This window comes from Quadrisphaera sp. RL12-1S, from assembly GCF_014270065.1.
Lineage (GTDB): Bacteria > Actinomycetota > Actinomycetes > Actinomycetales > Quadrisphaeraceae > Quadrisphaera.
This window is the reverse complement of sequence record NZ_JACNME010000010.1, coordinates 1-21,517: the sequence shown is the minus strand read 5'-3', so window position 1 is coordinate 21,517 and position 21,517 is coordinate 1. Positions and strand designations below refer to the sequence as shown.

The window sequence follows — 21,517 nt, the reverse complement described above, 5'->3', positions numbered from 1 at the left end:
CGTGGTCGCTCGCCAGGTGCTGGCGACCGACCCCGCCGTCCTCGCCGACCTCGCCGCGGCGCGGCTCGGCGAGGCGGCGTTCCGCCGGGAGCTCTCGCGCGTGGACGACGCCGGCTTCGACGGGCCCTCGCTCATGCCGGGCTGGACGCGCCGCCACCTCGTGGCGCACGTCGGCTACAACGCGCGGGCCCTCTCGCGGCTCGTCGTGTGGGCGGACACCGGGGTGGAGACGCCGATGTACGCCTCGCCGGAGGCGCGGAACGCCGAGATCGACCTGGGCTCCACGCTGCGGCCGCAGGCGCTGCGCAGCCTCGCCGAGCACGCCGCGATCGAGCTGGACGTGCGCTGGCGCGACCTGCCCGAGGACCGCTGGGCGGCGCCCGTGCGCACCGCCCAGGGACGGGAGGTCCCGGTCCGCGAGACGCTGTGGCTGCGCCAGCGGGAGGTCTGGCTGCACGCCGTGGACCTGGGCGCCGGGCTGCGGGTGCGCGACCTCCCCGAGGAGTTCCTCGCCCGGCTGCTGCCCGACGTCCTCGGCGCCTGGTCGCGCCGCGGTGAGGGAGCGGGGCTGCGGCTGGTCAGCGGCCAGCGCTCCTGGGGCGCGGACGCCGCGGCGGCCTCGTCGGTGGTCTGCGGGGACCTGCCCGACCTCGTCGCGTGGGCCACCGGCCGGGCCAGCGGCCCGACCGGTGACGCGCTGGAGTGGGTGGGGGAGGGGCCCCGGGCCGCACCCCGCTGGCTGTGACGGCCGGCGCGGCGCCCACGACGGCGGTCGTGCGGCCAGCGGTCCTGCGGCCCGCAGAGGGCCCGCTGGCCGCACTGCCAGCGGCGCTCACCGGCCGTCGTGGTGAGATGGGCCCGGTGACGGCCGCCCCTCGCTCGCTCGTGCTGGACCTCTTCGGCGACTACCTGCGCTACACCGGCGGCGAGGTGCTCCTGGGGCACATGACCGAGCTGCTGGGCGCCTTCGACGTCGCCCCCGCCACGGTCCGGATGACGCTGTCGCGCCTGCGCCGCGAGGGCTGGTTCACCACCCGCCGCATCGGGCGGGAGACCGTCTACCGGCTCAGCGACGAGATGCTCGCGCTGCTCGAGCAGGGCCGACGGCGGATCTTCGCGGTGCCCGCGCAGGAGTGGGACCGCACGTGGACGATGCTCATCTACGGGCTGGCGGAGGCGGACCGCAGCGGCCGCGACGAGCTGCGCCGCACCCTGGCCTGGCACGGCTTCGGCCAGATGGCGACCTCCACGTGGCTGGCGCCGGGGGACCGGCGCGCCGAGATCGAGGCCGCCACCGCCGAGCTGCTCGGGGGCGAGCTGGCGCAGCGCACCGACGTCTTCACCTGCGCCTCCCGAGACCACGAGCACGACCGCGCGCTCGCGGCGCGCTGCTGGGACCTGCCGGCGCTGGCCGCGGAGTACCGGGAGTTCATCGAGGCCAACGCCGAGCTGGCCGCCCACCCGGAGCGCCTGGAGGGTGCCGCGGCGCTCGTGGCGCGCACCCAGCTGGTCTCCACCTACCGGCACTTCCCCTTCAAGGACCCCCGCCTGCCGGTCGAGCTGTGCCCGTCGGACTGGCCGGGCCAGCGCGCCTGGGAGCTCTTCACCCGCACCCACGCCGCGCTGGGGCCCGCGGCTCGCGCCCACGTCGAGTCCGTGGTGCAGACCGAGGTGCCCGAGCCCCCCGCGGTCACCTGAGCGGGCAGCTCGACCGGTCGAGGGGCTGGACCGGGACAGGCCGCCGGTCGGTTTTGATGTGCTCATGACGACGAGCCCGCGGCGACCGGTGACCATGGCCGACGTCGGCGCCGTCGCGGGGGTCACGAGCCGGACCGTGTCCAACGTCCTGTCGGGCAACAAGCCGGTCTCCCCGACGACCCGCGACGCCGTCATGACGGCCGTGCGGCAGCTGGGCTACCAGATGAACGTCTCCGCCCGCGGCCTGCGGACCGGCCGCACCGGTCTGCTGACCCTGGCCGTGCCCGCCCTGCGCATCGACTACTTCGCTGAGCTCGCCCTGGCCGTGGTCGACGCCGCCGAGCGCCGGGGCTGGGCGGTCACCCTGCAGCAGACCCAGTCCGACCGGTCGCGGGAGCTGGCCATCCTCGGCGGCCACGACCGCCTGCTCAGCGACGGCCTCATCTTCCAGCCCCACGCCCTCGGGCCTGACGACCGCGACCTGCTGGTCAGCGACCAGCCGGTGGTCCTGCTGGCGGACCACCCGCTGCAGGCCGGTGCAGACCAGCTGGTCCTGGACAACGTGGCGATCGGTCGCGCGGGGACCTCCCACCTGCTGGGCCGGGGGCGTCGGCGCATCGCGATGATCGGTCCCAACCGCGACTCCGGAGCGAGCCTGGCCGGCGCCTACCGGCTGCGGGGCTACCGCCAGGCGCTGGAGGCGGCGGGGCTGGCGTCGGCGCCCGAGCTGGTGGTGGAGGCGCAGCGGTGGACGTGGGAGGGCGGAGCCGCGGCTGCCGCGGAGCTCCTCGCCTCCGGCGCCGCCTTCGACGCACTGTTCTGCGGCAACGACTCCCTGGCGCTGGGCGCGATGCACGTCCTGCTCAGCCACGGGCTGGACGTCCCCGGGGACGTCGCGGTGGTGGGGGTGGACGACATCAAGGACGCCGCTCGCAGTCACCCCGCGCTGAGCACCGTCGCGCTCGAGACCACTGCGACCGCCTCCACCGCGGTGGGACTGCTGCTGGCCCAGGTCGAGCGCGACCCGTCCTACCGGGGCCCGATGACGCGGACCGTCCCCCACCGCGTCGTGGAGCGGGCGAGCAGCTGACGGGCGCGGTGGCGGGGTAGCGGTGGTCCTCGGCGCCACCGGACGACGACCGCTCAAGGACGACTTCGCGTCGGCCGACACAGTGGTGTCACACCTCCGCCTCCTGAGAGGACCCCGCCCGTGTCCACCTCGTCCCCTGGCCCGCGCCTCCGCACGTCGCGGTGGACCGTCCGGACCCGTCTGCTCGCCGTGACCGTCACCCTGGCCGTGGCCGTGCTCGGCATGGGCGGCGTCGGCGTCGTCCAGGTGCTGGACGTCAACAGCCGGGCCCAGGAGGTCCGGACCGCGGGCACCCTGCCCCTGGAGCGGCTCGGCACGCTGAACGCGGACTGGCAGACCTACCTCACGAACAACGCGCGGGCCTTCGTCGCCGGGCTGACCCCCGAGCAGCAGACGCAGTTCAAGCAGATCACGCAGAAGTCCCTCGACCAGGTCGGGAAGGACCTCGACGGCATGGCGGGGGTCCCCTTGACGCCCGCGGCCGAGGACTCGATCAAGACCGTGTCGACCACCATGGTCTCCTACCGCGACGTCATCGCCAAGGTGGTCACCGGCCTGGAGACCGGTGACACCGCCGCGCTGGCGAAGGTCATCCCCCAGGCCCTCGAGCACGAGGCCGAGATCCAGAAGGCGATCTCGGCGGCGCTCGCGGCGCAGTCGACGGCAGCGGCCGCCGCCGCCGCGCAGGCCCAGGCCGCCTCCGACGCCGCGGTCAGGATCCTCGCGGTGATCGCCCTGGCCGCGCTCGTCGCCTCCGTGACCCTCGCCCTGGTCGTCACGCGCAGCATCACCCGACCGCTCGACCGCGTCCGCGGCGTGCTGGCAGCGGTGGCCGCAGGAGACCTGCGCGCCCGCGCCGGCATCAGCGGCAGGGACGAGCTCGCCTCCGTCTCGGACTCCCTCGACCAGACCCTCGAGGGCTTCGGCCGTGCGATGGCGGTGGTCATCGCCACCACCGGTCAGCTCACCGGCACGTCACGGGTGCTGGACCAGCTGGCGGCGGACGTGGCCGCCAAGGCCGACGAGGCGGCCGCCCAGGCCGACGTCGTCTCCGCGGCCGCCCTGACGGTGTCGGGGAGCGTCGACACGGTCGCGGCGGGCTCCGGGGAGATGCAGACGGCGATCGGCGAGATCTCGGCCAGCGCCGCCGAGGCCGCTGCCGTCGCCGCGCAGGCGGTGGAGGCCGTCGAGGACACCACGACCACCGTCGCCCGTCTGGGGGCCTCCAGCCAGGAGATCGCGTCGGTGGTCAAGCTCATCACCTCGATCGCCGAGCAGACCAACCTGCTGGCCCTGAACGCCACCATCGAGGCCGCCCGCGCCGGCGAGGCCGGCAAGGGCTTCGCGGTGGTGGCCGGGGAGGTCAAGGAGCTGGCCCGCCAGACCGCGCAGGCCACCGAGGACATCTCGCGCCGGGTCAGCGCCATCCAGGGCGACACCGACGGCGCGGTCTCGGCCATCGAGCGCATCAGCGAGGTGATCAGCCGCATCAACGACCACCAGACGACCATCGCCGCCGCCGTGGAGGAGCAGTCGGCCACCTCCCGGGAGATGACCCGCAACGTCGCTGACGCGGCCTCCGGCGCCCAGGAGATCGCCGCCAACACCTCCGCCCTGGCGGCTGGCGCCGAGGGCAGCCGCGGTCGGGCCGCGGAGACCCGCAGCGCGTCCGCTGAGCTGACCGCGCTCGGCGCGCAGCTCCAGGAGGCCGTCGCCGGGTTCACCGTCTGAGTCCGCGACGGGGTGTGCGGCGGGTGGGGACGGCGCGGTGAGCCGTCCCCACCCGGTGGCGCCCGGCGTCAGGCGAGCGCGCCCCGCAGCGCCAGGTCCACCACCGCCGGCGCCCAGTGCTCGTCGAGGGGGCGCCCGGCCAGGTGGTCGGCGTACAGGGAGCCGATGAGCAGGCTGGTGAAGCGCTCCACGTCGAGGTCGGCGGGCAGGGTCCCGCGGTCGATCGCGGTGCGCACCACCTCGGCGAAGTGCTCGCGCCGGGGTAGAAGAGTGCTGCGGCGGATGATCTCCAGCATCTGCCCCGAGCTCGGCTCACCGGCCAGGCAGCTGCCGATGATGCTCATGCCGCCCACGCGCTCGTACTGGCGCCTCATGGCCTCGAGGCGGCTCACGAGGTCTTCGCGCAGGTCGCCCGTGGCGGGGGGGAGGTCACCCAGCTCGAGGTGCTGCAGGGCGGCGGCGATGAGGTCGTCGCGACTGCTCCAGCGCGTGTAGATGGTCACCTTCGACACGCCCGCCGCCGTGGCGACGCGGTCCATGGAGACCCGCCCCAGTCCCTCCTGGGCCAGCAGGGCGATGGTCGCCTCCAGCACGGCGACGTCCTTGGCGGGGTCCCGCGGCCGTCCGCGCCGGACCGCCGGCTCCGTGTCCGTCACGCCTCGAGGCTAGCTCCGCCCTCGCGGCTCGCACCCTCGCCGGCGCGGGCCTCCGGGGCGCCTCGGCCGCCTCTTGACGTCACCGGCAGGCGCTGCTAGGAATTCCGTACTGCACCGTTCAGTATTGGTTCCGGGTGGCAGCGCGAGGTGCGCCTCGACGGCCGTCGGTGAGCGTCTTTCCTCGATGACGAGGGACTCGCCGGCAGCCCCGCGACCACACCGGTCCCCTGACCGCGCAGGGCCCGACGCCCGTACTCAGCGCGACCCGCCCAGGTCCTCTCCTCGAAAGGAAGCCCCCATGTCTGACGCAGGTGGAGCCACGCAGGAGTCGCTCCAGCAGCTCATCGACCGCACTCCCGACCTGGTCGAGCACTTCTCCAACGACGCCCCCGCACCCCACTTCGCGCGGTCGGGCAGCAAGTCCGCGGCCTTCATCCCGCCGGCGTTCACCAACTGGCGCGACGAGCAGACCGCCTGGGACGAGACCGCGGCGCTGTTCCACCAGTCCCACCACATGCCCGAGCTGTTCCTGTCCGGCCCCGACGCGCTGCGGCTGCTCGAGCACCTCGGCATCAACAGCGTCGCCAACTTCACCACCGACCGCGCCAAGCAGTACGTGGTCTGCGCCCCCAGCGGCCACGTCATCGGCGACTGCATCGCCTACCGCCTCGGCGAGGACCGCTTCGAGCTGGTGAGCGGCATGCCCCTGCAGGACTGGGTCGCCTACCACGCCGAGACCGGCGACTGGGACGTGCAGGTCGTGCGGGACGCGCCCTCGAACATCAACCCCGCGGGCGGACGCACCAACTTCCGGTTCCAGCTGGACGGCCCCGCGGCGCAGGACGTCTTCCGCGAGGTGGTCGAGGGCGACGTGCCCGAGATCGGCTTCTTCCGCACCGCCACGGTGACGATCGCCGGGGTGGACGTGCTCGTGCTGCGCCACGGCATGGCGGGCCACCGCGGCGTGGAGCTGTCGGGGCCGTTCGCCGAGGAGGAGCGCGTGCGTGACGCGATCCTCGAGGTCGGAGCCCGCTACGGCATCAAGCCGGTGGGCACCAGCGCCTACTTCAGCACCCCGCTGTCCAACGCGTGGATGGCCTACCCGGTCCCGGCGATCTTCACCGGCGAGGAGCTGCGCGGCTTCCGCGAGTGGCTCCCCGGCGACGGCTGGGAGGCCCGCACCGAGCTCGGCGGCAGCTTCCGCTCCCCGCGCATCGAGGACTACTACGCGACCCCGTACGACCTGGGCTACGGGAACATCGTCAAGTTCGACCACGACTTCATCGGCCGCGAGGCGCTCGAGGCCATCGCGCCCGAGCAGCGCCGCACCAAGGTGAGCCTCGTCTGGAACCGCGACGACGTCGCCAAGGTCCTCGCGTCGCAGTTCGGCCCCGGCCCGCGCTACAAGTCCATCGAGATGCCGGTCGCCTACTACGCCTGGAACCAGTTCGACGAGGTGCGCAGCACCTCGGGGGAGTTCGCCGGTGTCTCCTGCCACGCCGGGTACCTCAACCCCGAGGGCGAGCTGCTCTCCCTGGCGATGCTGCACCACGGCCACGCGACCGTCGGCGACGAGGTCGTGCTGACCTGGGGCGAGCCCGACGGCGGCTCCCGCAAGCCGCAGGTGGAGCGCCACGAGCAGACCACCATCCGCGCCACGGTCGCCCCGGCGCCCTACGCCTCCTCGGTGCAGCACCTCATGCGCGCCGGTGCGTCGGCGGTGACGGCGTGAAGGGCAGCACCGTCGTCCTGGTGGGCGGCGCCTGGCACGGCGGATGGGCCTGGCGGGGCGTGGCGGAGCACCTGCGCGCCGCCGGCAAGACGGTCCTGACCCCGACCCTGCCGGGGCTGGCGGACGGTGACGACCCGCGCGGGCTCACCCTGGCCGACACCGGGCGCGCGATCGTGGAGCTCGTGGAGGGCCGCGACCTGCACGACGTCACGCTGGTCGCGCACAGCTGGGGCGGCTACCCCGTGGCCGCCGCGGCGCCCGCGCTCGCCGGCCGTCTCGCCGACGTCGTCTTCTGGAGCGCCTTCGTGCCCCGCAGCGGCGTCTCCCTGTTCGACGAGGTGCCCCAGGGCTACCAGGAGCTGTTCGCCGCGCTGGCGTCGTCGTCGTCGGACGACACCGTCGCGCTGCCCCTGGAGGTGTGGCAGCAGGGCTTCATGAACGACGCGTCCGAGCAGGCCCAGCAGATCGTGCACCGGCTGCTGGTGCCCCAGCCGTACCAGTACTTCACCGAGGCGCTCGACCACGTCGACCCGCAGAGCTGGGGGGTGCCGCTGTCGTACGTGCTCAGCGACCTCGACGTCGGCCTGCCGCCCGGCGACGACGGGTGGGGGAAGTTCATCGCGCGTCTCGGAGTGCAGGCGCGCTCGGCACCGGGCAGCCACGAGGCCCTGCTGACCGAGCCGGCGGGTCTCGCCGCCGCGCTGCTGGACGCGTGAGGAGCGCGCGGCGATGACGAGCGACCACACGACCCGCACCTCAGCCGACCTCCTGGTCGGCGCGTCCCTGGAGATGACCGGCAAGGACGCCCCGGGGCTGCTGGAGGCCGCTGGCCTCCTGGCCCCGGGCACCCGGGTCAACGTCACGTACCTGGGCACCGAGGACGACGCGCTGCGCCTCGACGGCGTCCGTGCCGTGCTGGGGCAGGGGCTGGTACCGGTGCCGCACATCGCCGCGCGCCGCCAGCACTCCGCCGAGGGCCTGGCCGGCTACTGCCGGGCCCTCGCGGAGGCCGGCGCCATCACCGAGCTGCTCGTGGTGGGCGGAGACCCCACCTCGCCCGAGGGCCCCTTCCCGGACGCCCTCTCGCTGATCCGGTCCGGCGTGCTCGCGCAGCACGGGGCGCGCGGGGTGGCCGTCACGGGGTACCCCGACGGCCACCCCGCGATCAGCTCGGAGGCTCTCTGGTCGGCGCTCGAGGCCAAGGTGTCCGAGGTGGCGGCGCAGGGCCTCGACGCCAGCGTCATCACGCAGTTCGGCTTCGACGCCACCACCGTGCTCGCCTGGCTCGAGCAGGTGCGGGCGCGCGGCATCGAGGTGCCCGTGCGCGTCGGCGTGCCCGGTCCCGCCGGGGTCAAGCGCCTGCTCGGCTACGCCAGGCGGTTCGGGGTGGGCACCAGCACGAGCATCCTGCGCAAGTACGGCCTGTCGATGGCCAACCTCGTGAGCACCGCGGGACCCGACCGCTTCGTCGCCGACCTCGCGGACCAGTACGACCCCGCCCGCCACGGAGACGTGGCGCTGCACTTCTACACGTTCGGCGGCCTGCGGGCCACCGCCCAGTGGATCCAGGAGACCCGGCGATGACCACCGCGACCACCAGGACGACGACGGGTGCGGCGGCGCTCGTCCCCCAGCGCGGCGGCGCTCCGGGCGGCGCCCCGCAGCACGGTGACCTCGGCCGGCTGCTGGTGCGGTGCCAGGACCGGCCCGGCATCGTCTCCGCCGTCAGCACCTTCCTCGCCGACGCCGGCGCCAACGTGGTCTCCCTGGCCCAGCACTCCACCGCCCCTGAGGGCGGCACCTTCTTCCAGCGCACCGAGTTCCGCCTGCCCGCCCTGGCCGCAGCCCGTGCCGACCTGGAGCGGACCTTCGCCGAGCAGGTGGCGGCTCCGTTCGGGATGGACGTCACCCTGCGCGAGGCCAGCAAGCCCCAGCGGGTGGCGATCATGGTGTCCAAGACCGACCACTGCGCCCTGGACCTGCTGTGGCGCCACCGCCGCGGGGAGCTGCCGATGACCATCGCCATGGTCATCTCCAACCACCCCGACCTGGCCGAGGACGTGCGCGGCTTCGGGGTGCCCTTCGTCCACGTGCCCGCCACCAGGGACACCCGCGAGCAGGCCGAGGCCAGGGTGCTGGAGCTGCTGGCCGGGAACGTGGACCTGGTGGTGCTGGCCCGCTACATGCAGATCATCACCCCGTCGTTCCTGGAGGCGGTGGGCTGCCCCCTGATCAACATCCACCACTCCTTCCTGCCGGCGTTCATCGGCGCGGGTCCCTACGCCAAGGCCAAGGAGCGGGGGGTGAAGCTGGTGGGGGCCACCGCGCACTACGTCACCGCCGAGCTGGACGAGGGCCCGATCATCGAGCAGGACGTGGTGCGGGTGGGGCACCAGCACGACACCCCGGACCTGGTGCGCCTGGGCGCGGACGTGGAGCGGGCGGTGCTGTCGCGGGCGGTGCGCTGGCACCTGGAGGACCGGGTGCTGCGCCACGAGGGCACCACGGTCGTCCTGTGAGAGCGGCAGGGGCTGTGGACCTGTGAGCGCCGTGCCACCGCCCGCCGGGGCGCTCGGCGAGGGGCGGGAGGCCGGTGTCGACCTGGCTGCCGCCACGGCCGCCGCCCGTGACCTCCTGCGGGCGCTCGGCGTCGACACCGACCGGCCCGGCACCGCCGGGACCCCGGAGCGGATGGCGCGCGCCTACGCGGAGCTGCTCGACCCCCCGCCCTTCACCCTCACCACCTTCCCCAACGAGGAGGGGTACGACGAGGTGGTGCTGGCCCGGGGGATCCCCTTCCGCTCGGTGTGCGAGCACCACCTGCTGCCCTTCGTCGGGGTCGCGCACGTCGGCTACCTGCCGGGAGACCGCATCGTGGGGCTGTCGAAGCTCGCGAGGGTGGTCGAGCACCTGGCCGCCCGCCCCCAGGTGCAGGAGCGGTTGACCAGCCAGGTCGCGACGCTGCTGCAGCAGCGGCTGGCGCCGCGAGGGGTCGGCGTCGTCCTGGACGCGGAGCACCTGTGCATGTCGGTGCGCGGCGTGCGCGCCACCGGAGCGCGCACCCGCACCAGCGCCCTGCTCGGCCGGATGCGCACCGACGGTCGCACCCGGACCGAGTTCCTCGCGCTGACGGATGCCCGGGCCACCTGAGCGAGCGGGCAGGACACCCCTCTCGATGTAACACAGTCTTGCGTCGCGCGACGGGATGCCGTTACATTCGCGGGGTCGTGATCCCGATGACGAGATCCCCGGAGGTCCCCGTGTCCCGCACCTTCGTCCTGGTCCCCGGCGCCTGCCACGGCGGCTGGGCCTGGCAGGCCGTCGCGAACCACCTGCGCGCCGCCGGCCACACCGTGCACGCGTACACCCCGCCCGGCCTCGGCGCCGACGACGACCGCCGCGGCGTCGGCCTCGACGACGTCGCCCGCGACCTCGTGGCCTACGTCAAGGAGCGCGACCTCCACGACGTCTCGCTGGTCGGCCACTCCTGGGGCGGCATGGTCCTGTCCGCCGTCGCGCACGACCTCGAGCCGCGCCTGGCCCACCTCGTCTACTACGGCGCGTTCGTGCCGCTGGCGGGGGAGTCGCTGCGCGACCTGTGCCCGCCGCACTACCAGGAGCTGTTCGACTCCCTGGCCGGCGCCAGCGACGACAACAGCCTCACCTTCCCGCTGCCGGTGCTGCAGGGAGGGTTCATTCAGGACGCCTCCGAGGACGTGCAGCTGCTCGCGCACTCCCTGCTCACGCCGCAGCCGTACGCCACCATGACCGACCCCGTGGGCCGCATCGACTACGCGGCCCTCGACGTCGCGCAGTCGTACGTGGTCTCCCCGGACGACCTCGCCCTCCCGCCGGGTGAGTTCGGGTGGACGCCGCGCTTCCCCGAACGCCTCCACCGACCCACGGTCATCACGAGCGAGGGCAGCCACGAGGCGATGTTCACCCGTCCCGACGTGGTCGCCCGGGACCTCCTCGCCGCCGTCGGGGCCTGACCCCGACGCCCGGCAGCGCTGCGCGGCAGCGCGCCTCGACCCCGAGCCGCCGGGTGGTGCCCCCACCTCACCCGGCGGCTCGGCCTGCTCCCGGGACGGTCGAGGGCTCCCCGACGCGCCGGCTCGCCACGTGCCTGCCGTTGGGGACACACCTCGGGTGGCGACCGAGGACCGTCTTTGATGTCCGCATGACGTCGACACAGCGCCGGCCGGTGACCATGGCCGACGTCGGCGCGGCGGCGGGCGTCTCCAGCCGCACCGTGTCCAACGTCCTGTCCGGCGCCAAGCCGGTCACCCCCGCCACGCACGCCGCGGTCATGGCGGCGGTGCGGGAGCTCGGCTACCAGATGAACGTCACCGCGCGGGGCCTGCGGACGGGGCGCACCGGCCTGCTCACGGTGGCGGTGCCGGCGCTGCGCATCGACTACTTCGCCGAGCTGGCCCTCGCCGCGGTCGACGAGGCCGAGCGCCACGGGTGGGCCGTCACCATCCAGCAGACCCAGTCCGACCGCGAGCGGGAGCGGGCGGTCCTGGGCGGTCACGACCGCCTGCTCAGCGACGGACTGGTCTTCCAGCCCCACGCCCTGGGCCAGGAGGACCGCGACCTCCTCGTCGGTGACCAGCCGGTGGTGCTGCTGGCCGACCACCCGATGCACGCCGACGTGGACCAGCTGGTGCTCGACAACGAGGGCATCGGCCACGCCGCCACCACGCACCTGCTGGAGCGGGGACGGCGCCGCATCGCGATGGTCGGGCCCAACGACGACCCCGGGCTGAGCACCGCGGGCGCCTACCGCCGCCAGGGGTGGAGCCGGGCGCTGCGGTCGGCCGGCCTGTCGGACGCCTCCACCCTGGTGGTGGCGCAGCGGTGGACCTGGGACGGCGGGGTCCGTGCGGCCGAGGAGCTGCTGGCCCGCGGCGTGCCGTTCGACGCCGTCTTCTGCGGCAACGACTCCTTGGCGCTGGGGGCGGTGCACGCCCTGCGCCGCCACGGCCTCGACGTGCCCGGTGACGTGGCGGTCATCGGGGTGGACGACGTCAGGGACGCCGCGCGCAGCACCCCGGCCCTGAGCACGGTCGCCATCGACGTCGCCGAGCTCGCGGCGCGCGCGGTGCGGCTGCTCGTGGCCCAGATCGAGCGGGACACGTCCTACGAGGGCCCGCGGACCCGGACCGTCGAGCACCGCGTGGTGCAGCGCGAGACCACCTGAGTCCCGCGACCGGCAGCGGCCTGCGCGGCAGCGGAGGAGCGCCGCAGGCCTCCTGGGGGCCGGAGGACTGCGGCGCTCCGAGCGCGGCACGGCCGGCGCCCGCCAGGGGCCTCGGCTGTTCGAGCACCTGGCGCTGCCCACCGTAGTTCATCGATGAACCGGATGCACGCACCCAGCGATGTCGACACCTGGCGACACCTGGCGACACCTGGCGACACCCGGCTGCACCCGTCCTGCGGACCGGGCAGGAAGATCGGACCGTGGTGGACGTCGTGCTGCGCAGCGGACGGGCGGACGAGGCCGAGGCCCTCCTCCGCTTCTGGGCGAGGGCCGGGGAGAACGCCTCCCGCCCCGCGGACGAGCCGGAGGCGGTGGTCCGCCTGGTGCAGCGCGACCCCGGGGCCCTGGTGGTGGCCGAGCTGGGCGGACGGGTCGTCGGGACGGTCATCGCCGGGTGGGACGGGTGGCGGGCCAACCTCTACCGCCTCGCGGTCGACCCCGACGTCCGCGGGCGCGGCATCGGCGGCCTGCTGCTGTCCCGCGCCGAGGACCGGTTGCGCGCCCTCGGCGCCCAGCGGTTCTGCGCCATGGTGCTCGACGACAACGAGCTGGGTCGCGCGTTCTGGGTCTCCGCGGGCTACGCGCCCCAGGACGACTGGCGCCGCTGGGTCAAGCCCGCCTCCCGCTGACGCAGACCGGGCACGATGCGTCCGTGACGCGACGCGTGGGCCTGCTGCTGTTCGACGAGGTCGAGGTGCTGGACGCCTGCGGCCCGTTCGAGGTCTTCTCCGTGGCCTGCCGGGTGGCCGCCCGCTCCGGCGGACCGCTCCCGTTCGAGGTGGTGCTGGTCGCGGCCGGGGACCAGGACGACGACGGGGAGCCGCGCGTGCGGGCGCGCGGCGGGCTCCGCCTGGGCGCCGACGTGCACCTGGCCGACGCCCCGGCCTGCGACGTCGTCCTCGTCCCCGGGGGAGCGGTGGACGCCGTGGCGGCCGACCCGGCCGTGCTGGCGTGGCTGCGGCGCAGCCGCCCGGGCGCGGAGGTGGTGGCGTCGGTGTGCACCGGAGCGTTCGTGCTCGCCGCCGCCGGGCTGCTCGACCAGCGCCCGGTCACCACGCACTGGGAGGACCTCGAGGACCTGCGCGCCGCGTTCCCGGCGCTGCACGTGGTCGGTGGCGTCAAGTACCTCGACCACGGGGACCTCGCCACCAGCGCGGGCATCAGCGCCGGGATCGACCTCGCGCTGCACCTCGTCGCGCGGCTCGTCAGCCCGGAGCTGGCCACGGCGACGGCCCGGCAGATGGACTACGACTGGCGCGACGCCTGAGCGAGGTGGCGCTCACGCCGGCGGTCGTCACGGGGGAGCGGTGTCGTCGCGCAGGCGACCCGCCCGGTCCAGGCGCAGCCGGCGGGTGAGGTCGAGCCGGTCGAGCACCGCGTCGTCGTGGCTCACCACGAGCAGCGCGCCCCGGTAGGAGCGCAGCGCACCGACCAGCTGGTCCACCGTGGCGAGGTCGAGGTCGTTGGTGGGCTCGTCCAGCACCAGCAGCTGGTGGGCCGGCTCGGCCAGCAGCAGCCGGGCCAGGGCCACCCGGAACCGCTCCCCGCCGGACAGGTCGCCCACCCGCCGGTGCACCGCGTCCCCGCGCAGCAGGAAGCGCGCCAGCGCGTGGCGCACCTCCTGCTCCTGCCGGCTGGGTGCCGCGGCCCGCACCTGCTCGAGGGCGCTCGCGTCCTCGTCCAGCCCGTCGCGCCGCTGCGGCAGGTAGCCGACCCGGTCGGTGAGCAGCTCCGCCGTGGTGCCACCGCCGCGCACCAGGGACTCCAGCAGGGTCGTCTTGCCCGCCCCGTTCGGTCCGGTCAGCGCCACCCGCTCCGGGCCCGCCAGCACCACCGAGTGCAGACCGGGCCCCTCGTCGTCGTCCTCGGAGAGCTCTTGGGCGCTGCGCAGCACGGCGAGCCGGCGACCGGACGGCAGGCCCGGGTCTGGGAGGTCGATGCGGACGGCGTCGTCGTCCCGGACCCGGTCGCTGGCCTCGGCGAGGGCGTCGCGGGCGGCGGCGACGTCGTCGTCCAGCTCCTGCCGCAGCCGCCCCGCCGACGCCTCCGCCTTCCCCTTGAGGGCGTTCGCCACGATCGGCGGGTACCGGTTCTTCTCCTTCATCGACGCGGCGTACCGCTCCCGCCGCGCCAGCTTCACCTCCGCCTCCGCCCGCTGGCGGCGCTCGCGGCGCAGCACCTGCTCCGCCGCGGCCTCGGCCCTCAGCGCGGCGGTCTGCTCGGCGTCGAGCAGCTCCCGGTAGGCGCTGTACGGGCCGGCCACCGAGCGGAGCCGGCTGTCGTGCAGCTCGGCCGTCACCTGCATCCGCTCCAGCAGCGCGACGTCGTGGCTCACCACCACCAGCGCACCGCGCCACCCGTCCACCACGGCGCCGAGGCGCTCGCGGGCCTCGCGGTCGAGGCTGTTGGTCGGCTCGTCGAGCAGCGTGACTGAGCGCGGGTCGGCGTCGGCGCGCAGCCGCAGCCCGGCCAGCGCCACCAGCACCGCCTCCCCGCCGGACAGCTGCCCGACCCGCCGGTCGAGGGCGCCCGCCGGCAGGCCGAGGGCGTCCAGCACGGCGGTGGCGCGGGTCTCGACGTCCCACTCCTCGCCGATGGCGTCCAGGAGCGAGGCGGCGCGCTCGGGGGTGGCGTCACCCCGCTCGAGCTCGCGCAGCGCGTCGAGCGCGGCCGACACCCCGAGGAGCGCGGCCACCCGGACGTCCGTGCCGAGGGTGAGCCGCTGGGGGAGCAGCGACACCTGGCCGGTGGCGCTGACGGCGCCGCCCGTGGGGCGCAGCTGACCGGCCACGAGGCGCAGCAGCGTGGTCTTGCCCGACCCGTTGCGGCCGACGAGGCCCGTGCGGCCCTCGGTGAAGGTGCCGGTCAGCCCGTCGAGCACCACGGTGCCGTCGGGGTGCTCGAAGGACAGGCCGGCCAGGACGACGACGGGCGGCGCGGTCGGCGCAGCGGCGTGGGAGGGGGCAGGGGCGTGGAAGGGCTGGGACATGCGGGGGCTCCGGACGGTCGGCGGCGGTGCGCTGACCAGCGGTGCTCCTCCCGCGCGGATCTGCTCGCGGGTGGAGGCCGGTCAGCGCGCGAACAGCGCGAGGCCGGAGATCTCCACCGGTGCCCCTTCCGTCGACGACAGGACGCGTCCATGCTGCCCCGCCCCGAGCGGGGGACGCCACTCGTTTTCTGCAGGCGCGGTCTCCACGCCTCGCAGCGCCGCCGTCCCCGCAGCCGCCCCGGCTGTCAGGCGCTGCCAGCCCCTGTCCCCACGAGGGGGCTGGCCACGGCGGTGGCGACGACGAGCGCCGTCGCCGCGACGAGCAGCACCCACGTGAGCGCCGAGGGCCCGCGTCGTGCCAGGAGGTGGCGCGCCGAGGTCGCCGCCGCCACCGCTGTGGCGACAGCCGCCCAGGTCAGCAGCGTCCAACCGAGCAGCCAGGCCGTGGTGCCCACCGCCTCGGCAGCCCCGTCCGCGGTGACGGTCAGCCGGCCGAGCGCCAGCACGGCCGAGCCGGCGCCAGCGAGGAGCAGCCCGGCCGCTGCACCGAAGGACGGCCTCGAGTCCGCGCGCGCCACCACACGATCATGATGGCGCCCGGAGCGGGCGCCCGGCAAGGTCGCCCGCGGTGTCCACCTCGCGGGCGGAGGTCGGTCGGCGCGAACAGCGCGAGGCAGCAGATCTCCACCGGGGCCACCTCTCGTCCGGAGGCTGCGGAGACCGGTCAGCGGAGACCGGTCAGCGGCAGCCGGTAGGTGCGGGCCGCCGTCTCCACGAAGACGGCGCGTCGCTCCGCGGCTGACAGCCGGGCGGTCAGCGCCGAGAACGCCGCGTACAGCTCGGTGAAGGTGCTGTACAGGCTGTCGACCGGGAAGTTGCTGGCGATCATCGTGCGCCCCGGGCCGAACGCCTCGAGGGTCTCGTGGACGAAGGGCTCGATGGACGCGCGGGTCCACGCGTGGTCGTTGGTGCCGAGCGCGGACAGCTTCACCACCGCGTTGTCCTGCGCGGCGACGGCGCGCAGCCCCCGTCGCCACTGGTCGAAGGACTCCGGGTCACGTCCGATGGGCATGCCGGCGTGGTCGAGCACCACGGCGGTCTCGGGGAAGTCCGCGGCGAGCTGCGCCGCCTCGTGCAGCTGGGAGGGGAAGACCTGCAGGTCGAACGACAGTCCCAGCGGAGCCAGCCGTGCGAGACCGGCCCGCCAGGTGGGGTCGGTGATGATGTCGCCGCGGTCGCGGTGCGTGTAGACGGGGTCGGGGTGCCAGTTGAGGATGTCCCGCACGCCGCGGGTCACCGGGTAGGCGGCGTGCTCCTCCAGCTGGCGGGCCGCGTCGGCGTCCAACAGGGACACGTGGGCGACGTGCCCGGTGGGCAGACCGCGCTCGCGCGAGACCGCGTCCACCCAGGCGGTCTCCGCGAGGGCGTCGGCGGCGCCGTTCTCCACGTGCACGCAGCCGAGCAGGACGACGTCGCGCGCGTCCTCGAGGTAGTCGTCGAGGGAGTACGACCGGCGCAGGGGGCGGTCGTCGCCGTGGTACCGGAACGGTTCGACGGGGCCCTCCAGCCAGGGGTAGGACCGGCTGAGGTCTGTCAGGTGGTGGTGGGGGTCGACGACCTCCAGCGGTCCTCCGTCAAGCACGTCCCTGTCCTCTCGTGCGGTGGGCGCCGCGCAGGTGGGCCAGCGCCGCGGAGACGACGTCCTCGGGAGCCCCGCCGACGTCGACGACGACCCCGGGTTCGTCAGGGGCCAGGGGCTCGAGCGCCGTCAGCTGGGAGGCGAGCATGCCCGCGGCCATGAAGTGCCCCGTGCGCGCTCCGATGCGCTCGGCGAGGAGCTCGGGGCTCCCGTGGAGGTGGACGAACACGACGGGCAGGCCGGCGCGCTCGCGCAGGAGGTCCCGGTAGCTGCGGCGCAGCGCCGAGCAGGCGACGACCACGGGGGTCCGGTCCGAGGCGCCGGCGAGGACCTCGGCGACGGCGCGCAGCCACGGCTGGCGGTCGTCGTCGTCCAGCGGGGTCCCCGCCGCCATCTTGGCCGTGCTGGCGGGCGGGTGGAGGTCGTCGCCGTCCACGAACCGCCCGCCGATGGCCTCGGCGAGCAGCAGGCCGGTAGTCGACTTGCCGGACCCGGCCACCCCCATGACCACCACCGCCGCCGGGGAGGTGCGCGTAGCGGCCTCCTCACGCCCCGCTCTCGCAGCGAGAGCGCGGTAGACGCCGGTGTGGTCGAGGTCGCCGTCGCCGCGGTCCACCACCTCCTCGAAGAGCGAGGTCACCACGGCCGTGGCCGGCAGGTCGAGCCCGCCCGCCCGGGCCGCGTCGGCGATGAAGCGGAGGTCCTTCAGCTGGTTGCGGGCGCTGCCTCCGGGGGTGAAGTCCTCGTCGACCCAGTTGCGCCCCTTCTGCTCCAGCACGGCGCTGCGGGCGAGGCCGCCCAGGAGCAGCTCCAGCAGCACGGCGGGGTCCAGCCCGCCGCTGCGGGCGAGGAGCATCGCCTCGGAGACCAGGGTGACGGTGCCGGCCACCACCACCTGGTTGCACGCCTTGGCCATGGCGCCCGAGCCGCTGGGCCCGAGGTGCCGCACCGTGGTCCCGATCGCGGCGAACACGGGGGCGGCCCGGGAGAAGTCCGCCGCGTCGCCTCCGACCATGACGCTGAGGGTCGCGTCCCGCGCACCCGCCGTCCCCCCGCTGAGGGGGGCGTCGAGCACGTGCACGCCGTGGTCGACGAGCATCCGCGCGGCGAAGGCGGCCACGGCCACGGGGGAGACGGTCCCGTGGACCACCAGGACGGGGTCCGTGGTGCCGGCGTCGGCCCAGCCGGCGAGCAGGCCGTCGTCACCGTCGAGCAGCGCCTCGACCTGCGGGAGGTCGGGGAGCACCGTGAGCGTGACGTCCGCGGCGGCCTGCCGGGGCGTGTCGGCCACCGCCGCGCCCCGCTCGGCCAGCGCCTCCGCGCGCGACCGCGTGCGGTTCCACACCACCAGGTCGCCGCGGGCGGCGAGCAGGTTCTCGGCGATGGGGGCCCCCATGGGGCCCAGGCCGAGCAGGGAGAGGGCGGCGCTCATCCGCCGGTCCCGCTCCCGGCCAGCAGCTCGAGGTCCACCAGCTGCTCGGGGGCGACATCGTCGAGCAGGACGCGCGCCTCGAAGCCCAGGACGTCGCGGGCGCGGGTCAGGTCGAGGCCGACGGCACGGCCCGGCAGGTCTCCGAGCTCGACGCCCGGCGCGTGCAGCGCCGCGGCCCGGGCGGTGGGCGTGGTCAGGTACGTCAGCGGCGCCGCGACGAGGATCCCGGGAGCCGGGGGCGTGTCGTGCAGGAGCGCCGCGAGCACGGCCCGTGCGGCGTCCGCGACGTCGAGGTAGCTCCACCCCTCGGCCGCCTGGCGGCGCGGGTCACCGGTGAGCGCCGCGCGCACGTGGGCGCCGAACGTGCGCCCGCCGTCGAGGGTGGTGTCGCGCACGAGCGGGAAGCGCAGGCCCGTCAGGGACAGCCCCCAGGTGTCGTGGGCCATGACGGCTGCCTGCTCCCCGGCCAGCTTGGACAGCGAGTACTCGTCGGAGACCGCCGGGGTGGCGTCCTCGGAGTAGGGCAGCGACGGCGGCATGGTGCGGCGCACGCCCAGCGGGTAGCCGTTGGCGTTGATGCTGGAGGCGTAGACGACCTTGCCCACACCGCTGGCGGCGGCCGCGGCGAAGACCGCGAAGGTGCCGGCGGCGTTGACGCGGTAGGTCTCGGCGGCGTCGGCCATGCCCAGGCCCGCGTAGCCGGCCAGGTGCACCACGGCGTCCTGGCCGTCGAGCGCGCCGGCGAGGACGTCGGTGTCGGTGACGTCCCCGAGGACGACGCGGACCCGCTGCCCTCCGTCGGCGTCGCCGGGCGCCGTCCCGGTCGCGCCGGGGGCCCGGTCCAGGGTGGTGACCACCGCGCCGGCCGCGAGCAGCGCCGCGACGGTGGGCCGCCCGATGAGACCCGACCCGCCGGTGACCAGGACCTGGGCACCGGCGAGGGAGGCGAGCGCTCTGCTCACGCGTTCACCGAGGGGGCCTGCGCGGGCGCTGCGGGCGTGCTGCCCCCACCCGGGGTCGACCGGCTGCGCAGCTTGGCCAGCAGCGGCCAGCCACGGCTGCCCTGGTCGAGGGAGACGGCGATGAGCACGACCGAGCCGGTCACGATCTGCTCGTAGAAGCTCGGCACGTTGAGCAGCACCAGCCCGTTGGTGAGGGCGCCCAGGATGAGCGCACCGACCAGGGTGCCGGCGATGCGGCCCTCGCCGCCCATGAGGTTGGCGCCGCCGATGACCGCCGCCGCGATGGCGGTGAGCTGGTAGGGGGCGCCGGCGTCCGGCTGCGCGGCGTTGATGCGGGCGACGATGACCAGGCCGCCCAGGGCCGACAGACCGCCGGAGATGCAGTAGACGGCGATCTTGACCCGGTGGACCCGGACGCCGGACAGCCACGCGGTCTCCTCGCTGCCGCCGACGGCGATGACGTTCTGGCCGAAGACCGTCTTGCGCAGCAGCAGCCAGGCGGCCACGCCGACGACGGCGACGACCACCACGACGACGGGCACGCCGGCCACGTAGCTGTTGAGCATCAGCACGAACTGCTGGGGCACGTCGTACACGGGCTTGCCGTTGGTGGCGACGTACGCCCCGCCCTGGAAGACGCTCATGGTGCCGAGGGTGGCGATGAACGGTGGCAGCGACAGCTTGGTGATGAGCAGGCCGTTGACGGCGCCGCACAGCACCCCGACGGCGAGCCCCAGGAGCAGCCCTCCGGCCGGCGGCAGCCCCGAGTTCACCATGAGCGTGGCGCTCACGATGCCGACGAAGCTGGCCATCGCCCCCACCGCCAGGTCGATGCCCGCGGTGATGATGACGAAGGTCAGGCCGATCCCGATGATCGCGTTGACGCTGGCCGAGACCGCGACGTCGCGCAGGTTGGGCAGGGTGAGGAAGTTCGGGTTCAGGACCCCGAGGACGACGAACAGGACGACGGCCGCCAGGTAGATGCCGACGGCCTGCAGGTTCAGCGAGCGGCGCGGCGCGGCCGCGGCGCTCCCGGTCTGAGCTGTGCTCACGATGTTCCTCCCGAGACGCCCATGGCGTTGGTCACGATGCTGTGCTCGTTGATGTCGTCGCCGACGTGCTCGGAGACGAACCGCCCCGACCGCATGACCAGCACGCGGTCGCTGACGGAGATGACCTCAGGGAGGTCGCTGGACACCACCACGACGGCGTTGCCCTCGGCGGCCAGCTGGTCGATGAGCTGGTAGATCTCGACCTTGCCGCCCACGTCGACGCCCTTGGTGGGCTCGTCGAAGAGGAAGGTGCTGGCGCCCAGCCACATCCACTTGGCGATGACGATCTTCTGCTGGTTGCCACCGGAGAACTGCCGGGCGTTGAGGCGCACGTTCGCGGGGCGCAGCGACATCCGCCGGCCCATCTCCTCGGCCGTGTCGACCTGCTTGCGGGTGCTGGTGAACGGCCCGAAGCCGTTGAGCTGGCGGTCGGACGTGAGGGCGACGTTGGCGAACGCCGGGGTCTGCAGCACCAGGCCCTGGTGCTTGCGGTCCTCGGGGATGAAGGCGATGCCCGCGTCGCGGCTGTCGCGCGGGGAGCGGATCCGCACCTCCCGGCCGGCGACGCTGACGCTGCCCCCGGTGCCCTCGTCCGCACGGATGAGCGCCCGCAGGAACTCGGTGCGGCCGGAGCCGACCAGGCCCGCTATCCCGACGACCTCGCCGCGGCGCACGGAGATGGACTCCGGGCCGACCCCGCTGGGATGGGTGACCCCGTGCGCCTCGAAGTGCACCGGGGCGTCCGCGGCGACCGGGTGCTGTCGCGTGAAGGAGAGGAGCTCGCGACCGACCATCCGCCGCACGATGTCCTCCGAGGAGGTCTCGCTGATGGGGGCGTCGTAGGCGGTCCGGCCGTCGCGCAGGACCACGACGGTGTCGGACACGCGCATGACCTCGGGCATCTTGTGCGAGACGTAGATGACGCCCACGCCGCGGGTGTGGGCGATCTCCCGGACCCGGGAGAGCACCCCCTCCACGTTGTGCTCGAGCATCGACGTGGTCGGCTCGTCGAGCGCCACGATCTTCGCGTCGAACGCGAAGGCGCGGGCGATCGTCAGGGCGTGCCGCTGCGCCGGGCTGAGCCGGCCCACCACCGTCCGCGCCTGGAGCGGGAAGCCCATGCGGTGGACGTCCTGCAGCGCCTGGTCGACGTCCGCCCGAGCAGGAGGTTCTGCACCACGGTGAGCTGGGGCACGACGGCCGGCTCCTGGTGGGCGATCCGCACCCCCTCGGCAAGGGCCTGCCGCGAGGTGAACTCGGTGCGGGTGACCCC

General features: G+C 74.7%; 21 protein-coding genes. 13 read left to right on the top strand and 8 right to left on the bottom strand.

Going from position 1 to position 21,517, the window contains the following annotated elements:
• Position 1: 1 nt before the first annotated feature.
• The 4 genes from H7K62_RS16145 (at position 2) to H7K62_RS24150 (ending at position 4,519) form a co-directional block, all read left to right on the top strand.
• Positions 2 to 745, top strand: a complete 744-nt coding sequence (locus H7K62_RS16145; RefSeq protein ID WP_186720219.1) for a maleylpyruvate isomerase family mycothiol-dependent enzyme — start codon at positions 2 to 4, stop codon at positions 743 to 745.
• Between the two features lie 116 nt (positions 746 to 861).
• The gene (locus H7K62_RS16140; protein WP_186720217.1) at positions 862 to 1,698 is read left to right on the top strand and encodes a PaaX family transcriptional regulator; all 837 of its coding nucleotides are present in this window, start codon (positions 862 to 864) and stop codon (positions 1,696 to 1,698) included.
• 64 nt (positions 1,699 to 1,762) lie between these two features.
• On the top strand, positions 1,763 to 2,788 hold the full coding sequence (locus H7K62_RS16135; protein ID WP_186720216.1) for a LacI family DNA-binding transcriptional regulator: 1,026 nt from the start codon (positions 1,763 to 1,765) through the stop codon (positions 2,786 to 2,788).
• Positions 2,789 to 2,908: 120 nt separating this feature from the next.
• Complete coding sequence (locus H7K62_RS24150) at positions 2,909 to 4,519, top strand: methyl-accepting chemotaxis protein (protein WP_370591814.1); 1,611 nt, start codon at positions 2,909 to 2,911, stop codon at positions 4,517 to 4,519.
• Between the two features lie 68 nt (positions 4,520 to 4,587).
• On the opposite strand, the gene H7K62_RS16125 is transcribed toward H7K62_RS24150, so the two are convergent.
• Positions 4,588 to 5,175 carry a TetR/AcrR family transcriptional regulator gene (locus H7K62_RS16125; RefSeq protein ID WP_186720214.1) on the bottom strand — a complete coding sequence of 196 codons (588 nt, stop codon included), beginning with the start codon at positions 5,173 to 5,175 and terminating at the stop codon, positions 4,588 to 4,590.
• Between the two features lie 298 nt (positions 5,176 to 5,473).
• Between H7K62_RS16125 and H7K62_RS16120 the strand changes: the two genes are divergently transcribed.
• The 9 genes from H7K62_RS16120 to H7K62_RS16080 all read left to right on the top strand — a co-directional run bounded on the left by H7K62_RS16120 (position 5,474) and on the right by H7K62_RS16080 (position 13,437).
• Entirely contained in the window at positions 5,474 to 6,907 is a 1,434-nt protein-coding gene (locus H7K62_RS16120) for an aminomethyl transferase family protein (protein WP_186720213.1), read from the top strand.
• The gene (locus tag H7K62_RS16115) at positions 6,904 to 7,623 is read left to right on the top strand and encodes an alpha/beta fold hydrolase (protein ID WP_186720212.1); all 720 of its coding nucleotides are present in this window, start codon (positions 6,904 to 6,906) and stop codon (positions 7,621 to 7,623) included. The genes H7K62_RS16120 and H7K62_RS16115 overlap by 4 nt, the downstream gene beginning before the upstream one ends.
• Positions 7,624 to 7,636: 13 nt before the next feature.
• On the top strand, positions 7,637 to 8,491 hold the full coding sequence (locus H7K62_RS16110) for a methylenetetrahydrofolate reductase (RefSeq protein WP_186720210.1): 855 nt from the start codon (positions 7,637 to 7,639) through the stop codon (positions 8,489 to 8,491).
• Positions 8,488 to 9,426 carry a formyltetrahydrofolate deformylase gene (gene purU / locus H7K62_RS16105; protein WP_186720208.1) on the top strand — a complete coding sequence of 313 codons (939 nt, stop codon included), beginning with the start codon at positions 8,488 to 8,490 and terminating at the stop codon, positions 9,424 to 9,426. Before H7K62_RS16110 ends, purU begins: the two co-directional genes overlap by 4 nt.
• Before the next feature lie 31 nt (positions 9,427 to 9,457).
• On the top strand, positions 9,458 to 10,057 hold the full coding sequence (folE, locus tag H7K62_RS16100; protein ID WP_186720444.1) for a GTP cyclohydrolase I FolE: 600 nt from the start codon (positions 9,458 to 9,460) through the stop codon (positions 10,055 to 10,057).
• Positions 10,058 to 10,167: 110 nt separating this feature from the next.
• Entirely contained in the window at positions 10,168 to 10,899 is a 732-nt protein-coding gene (locus H7K62_RS16095; RefSeq protein ID WP_222437724.1) for an alpha/beta fold hydrolase, read from the top strand.
• Between the two features lie 188 nt (positions 10,900 to 11,087).
• Complete coding sequence (locus H7K62_RS16090; protein ID WP_186720203.1) at positions 11,088 to 12,110, top strand: LacI family DNA-binding transcriptional regulator; 1,023 nt, start codon at positions 11,088 to 11,090, stop codon at positions 12,108 to 12,110.
• A 260-nt stretch (positions 12,111 to 12,370) separates the two neighbouring features.
• Positions 12,371 to 12,799: a GNAT family N-acetyltransferase gene (locus H7K62_RS16085; RefSeq protein ID WP_186720201.1), complete on the top strand. Its 429-nt coding sequence runs from the start codon at positions 12,371 to 12,373 to the stop codon at positions 12,797 to 12,799.
• A 23-nt stretch (positions 12,800 to 12,822) separates the two neighbouring features.
• On the top strand, positions 12,823 to 13,437 hold the full coding sequence (locus H7K62_RS16080; RefSeq protein WP_186720200.1) for a DJ-1/PfpI family protein: 615 nt from the start codon (positions 12,823 to 12,825) through the stop codon (positions 13,435 to 13,437).
• A gap of 27 nt (positions 13,438 to 13,464) precedes the next feature.
• Here H7K62_RS16080 and H7K62_RS16075 read toward each other — a convergent pair whose 3' ends face one another.
• The 7 genes from H7K62_RS16075 to H7K62_RS16045 all read right to left on the bottom strand — a co-directional run bounded on the left by H7K62_RS16075 (position 13,465) and on the right by H7K62_RS16045 (position 21,365).
• The gene (locus tag H7K62_RS16075) at positions 13,465 to 15,159 is read right to left on the bottom strand and encodes an ABC-F family ATP-binding cassette domain-containing protein (RefSeq protein WP_186720198.1); all 1,695 of its coding nucleotides are present in this window, start codon (positions 15,157 to 15,159) and stop codon (positions 13,465 to 13,467) included.
• 245 nt (positions 15,160 to 15,404) lie between these two features.
• Positions 15,405 to 15,737, bottom strand: coding sequence for a hypothetical protein (locus tag H7K62_RS16070; RefSeq protein ID WP_186720197.1), 333 nt, complete (start codon positions 15,735 to 15,737; stop codon positions 15,405 to 15,407).
• 146 nt (positions 15,738 to 15,883) lie between these two features.
• Positions 15,884 to 16,801: an amidohydrolase family protein gene (locus H7K62_RS16065; protein ID WP_186720196.1), complete on the bottom strand. Its 918-nt coding sequence runs from the start codon at positions 16,799 to 16,801 to the stop codon at positions 15,884 to 15,886.
• Positions 16,794 to 18,230 carry a gluconokinase, GntK/IdnK-type gene (locus tag H7K62_RS16060; RefSeq protein ID WP_186720195.1) on the bottom strand — a complete coding sequence of 479 codons (1,437 nt, stop codon included), beginning with the start codon at positions 18,228 to 18,230 and terminating at the stop codon, positions 16,794 to 16,796. Before H7K62_RS16060 ends, H7K62_RS16065 begins: the two co-directional genes overlap by 8 nt.
• Entirely contained in the window at positions 18,227 to 19,192 is a 966-nt protein-coding gene (locus H7K62_RS16055; RefSeq protein ID WP_186720189.1) for an NAD-dependent epimerase/dehydratase family protein, read from the bottom strand. The genes H7K62_RS16060 and H7K62_RS16055 overlap by 4 nt, the downstream gene beginning before the upstream one ends.
• On the bottom strand, positions 19,189 to 20,244 hold the full coding sequence (locus H7K62_RS16050; RefSeq protein WP_186720188.1) for an ABC transporter permease: 1,056 nt from the start codon (positions 20,242 to 20,244) through the stop codon (positions 19,189 to 19,191). Before H7K62_RS16050 ends, H7K62_RS16055 begins: the two co-directional genes overlap by 4 nt.
• Positions 20,241 to 21,365 (bottom strand): sugar ABC transporter ATP-binding protein, encoded by a 1,125-nt coding sequence (locus H7K62_RS16045; protein WP_186720185.1) that lies wholly within the window; start codon positions 21,363 to 21,365, stop codon positions 20,241 to 20,243. Before H7K62_RS16045 ends, H7K62_RS16050 begins: the two co-directional genes overlap by 4 nt.
• Positions 21,366 to 21,517: the final 152 nt, after the last annotated feature.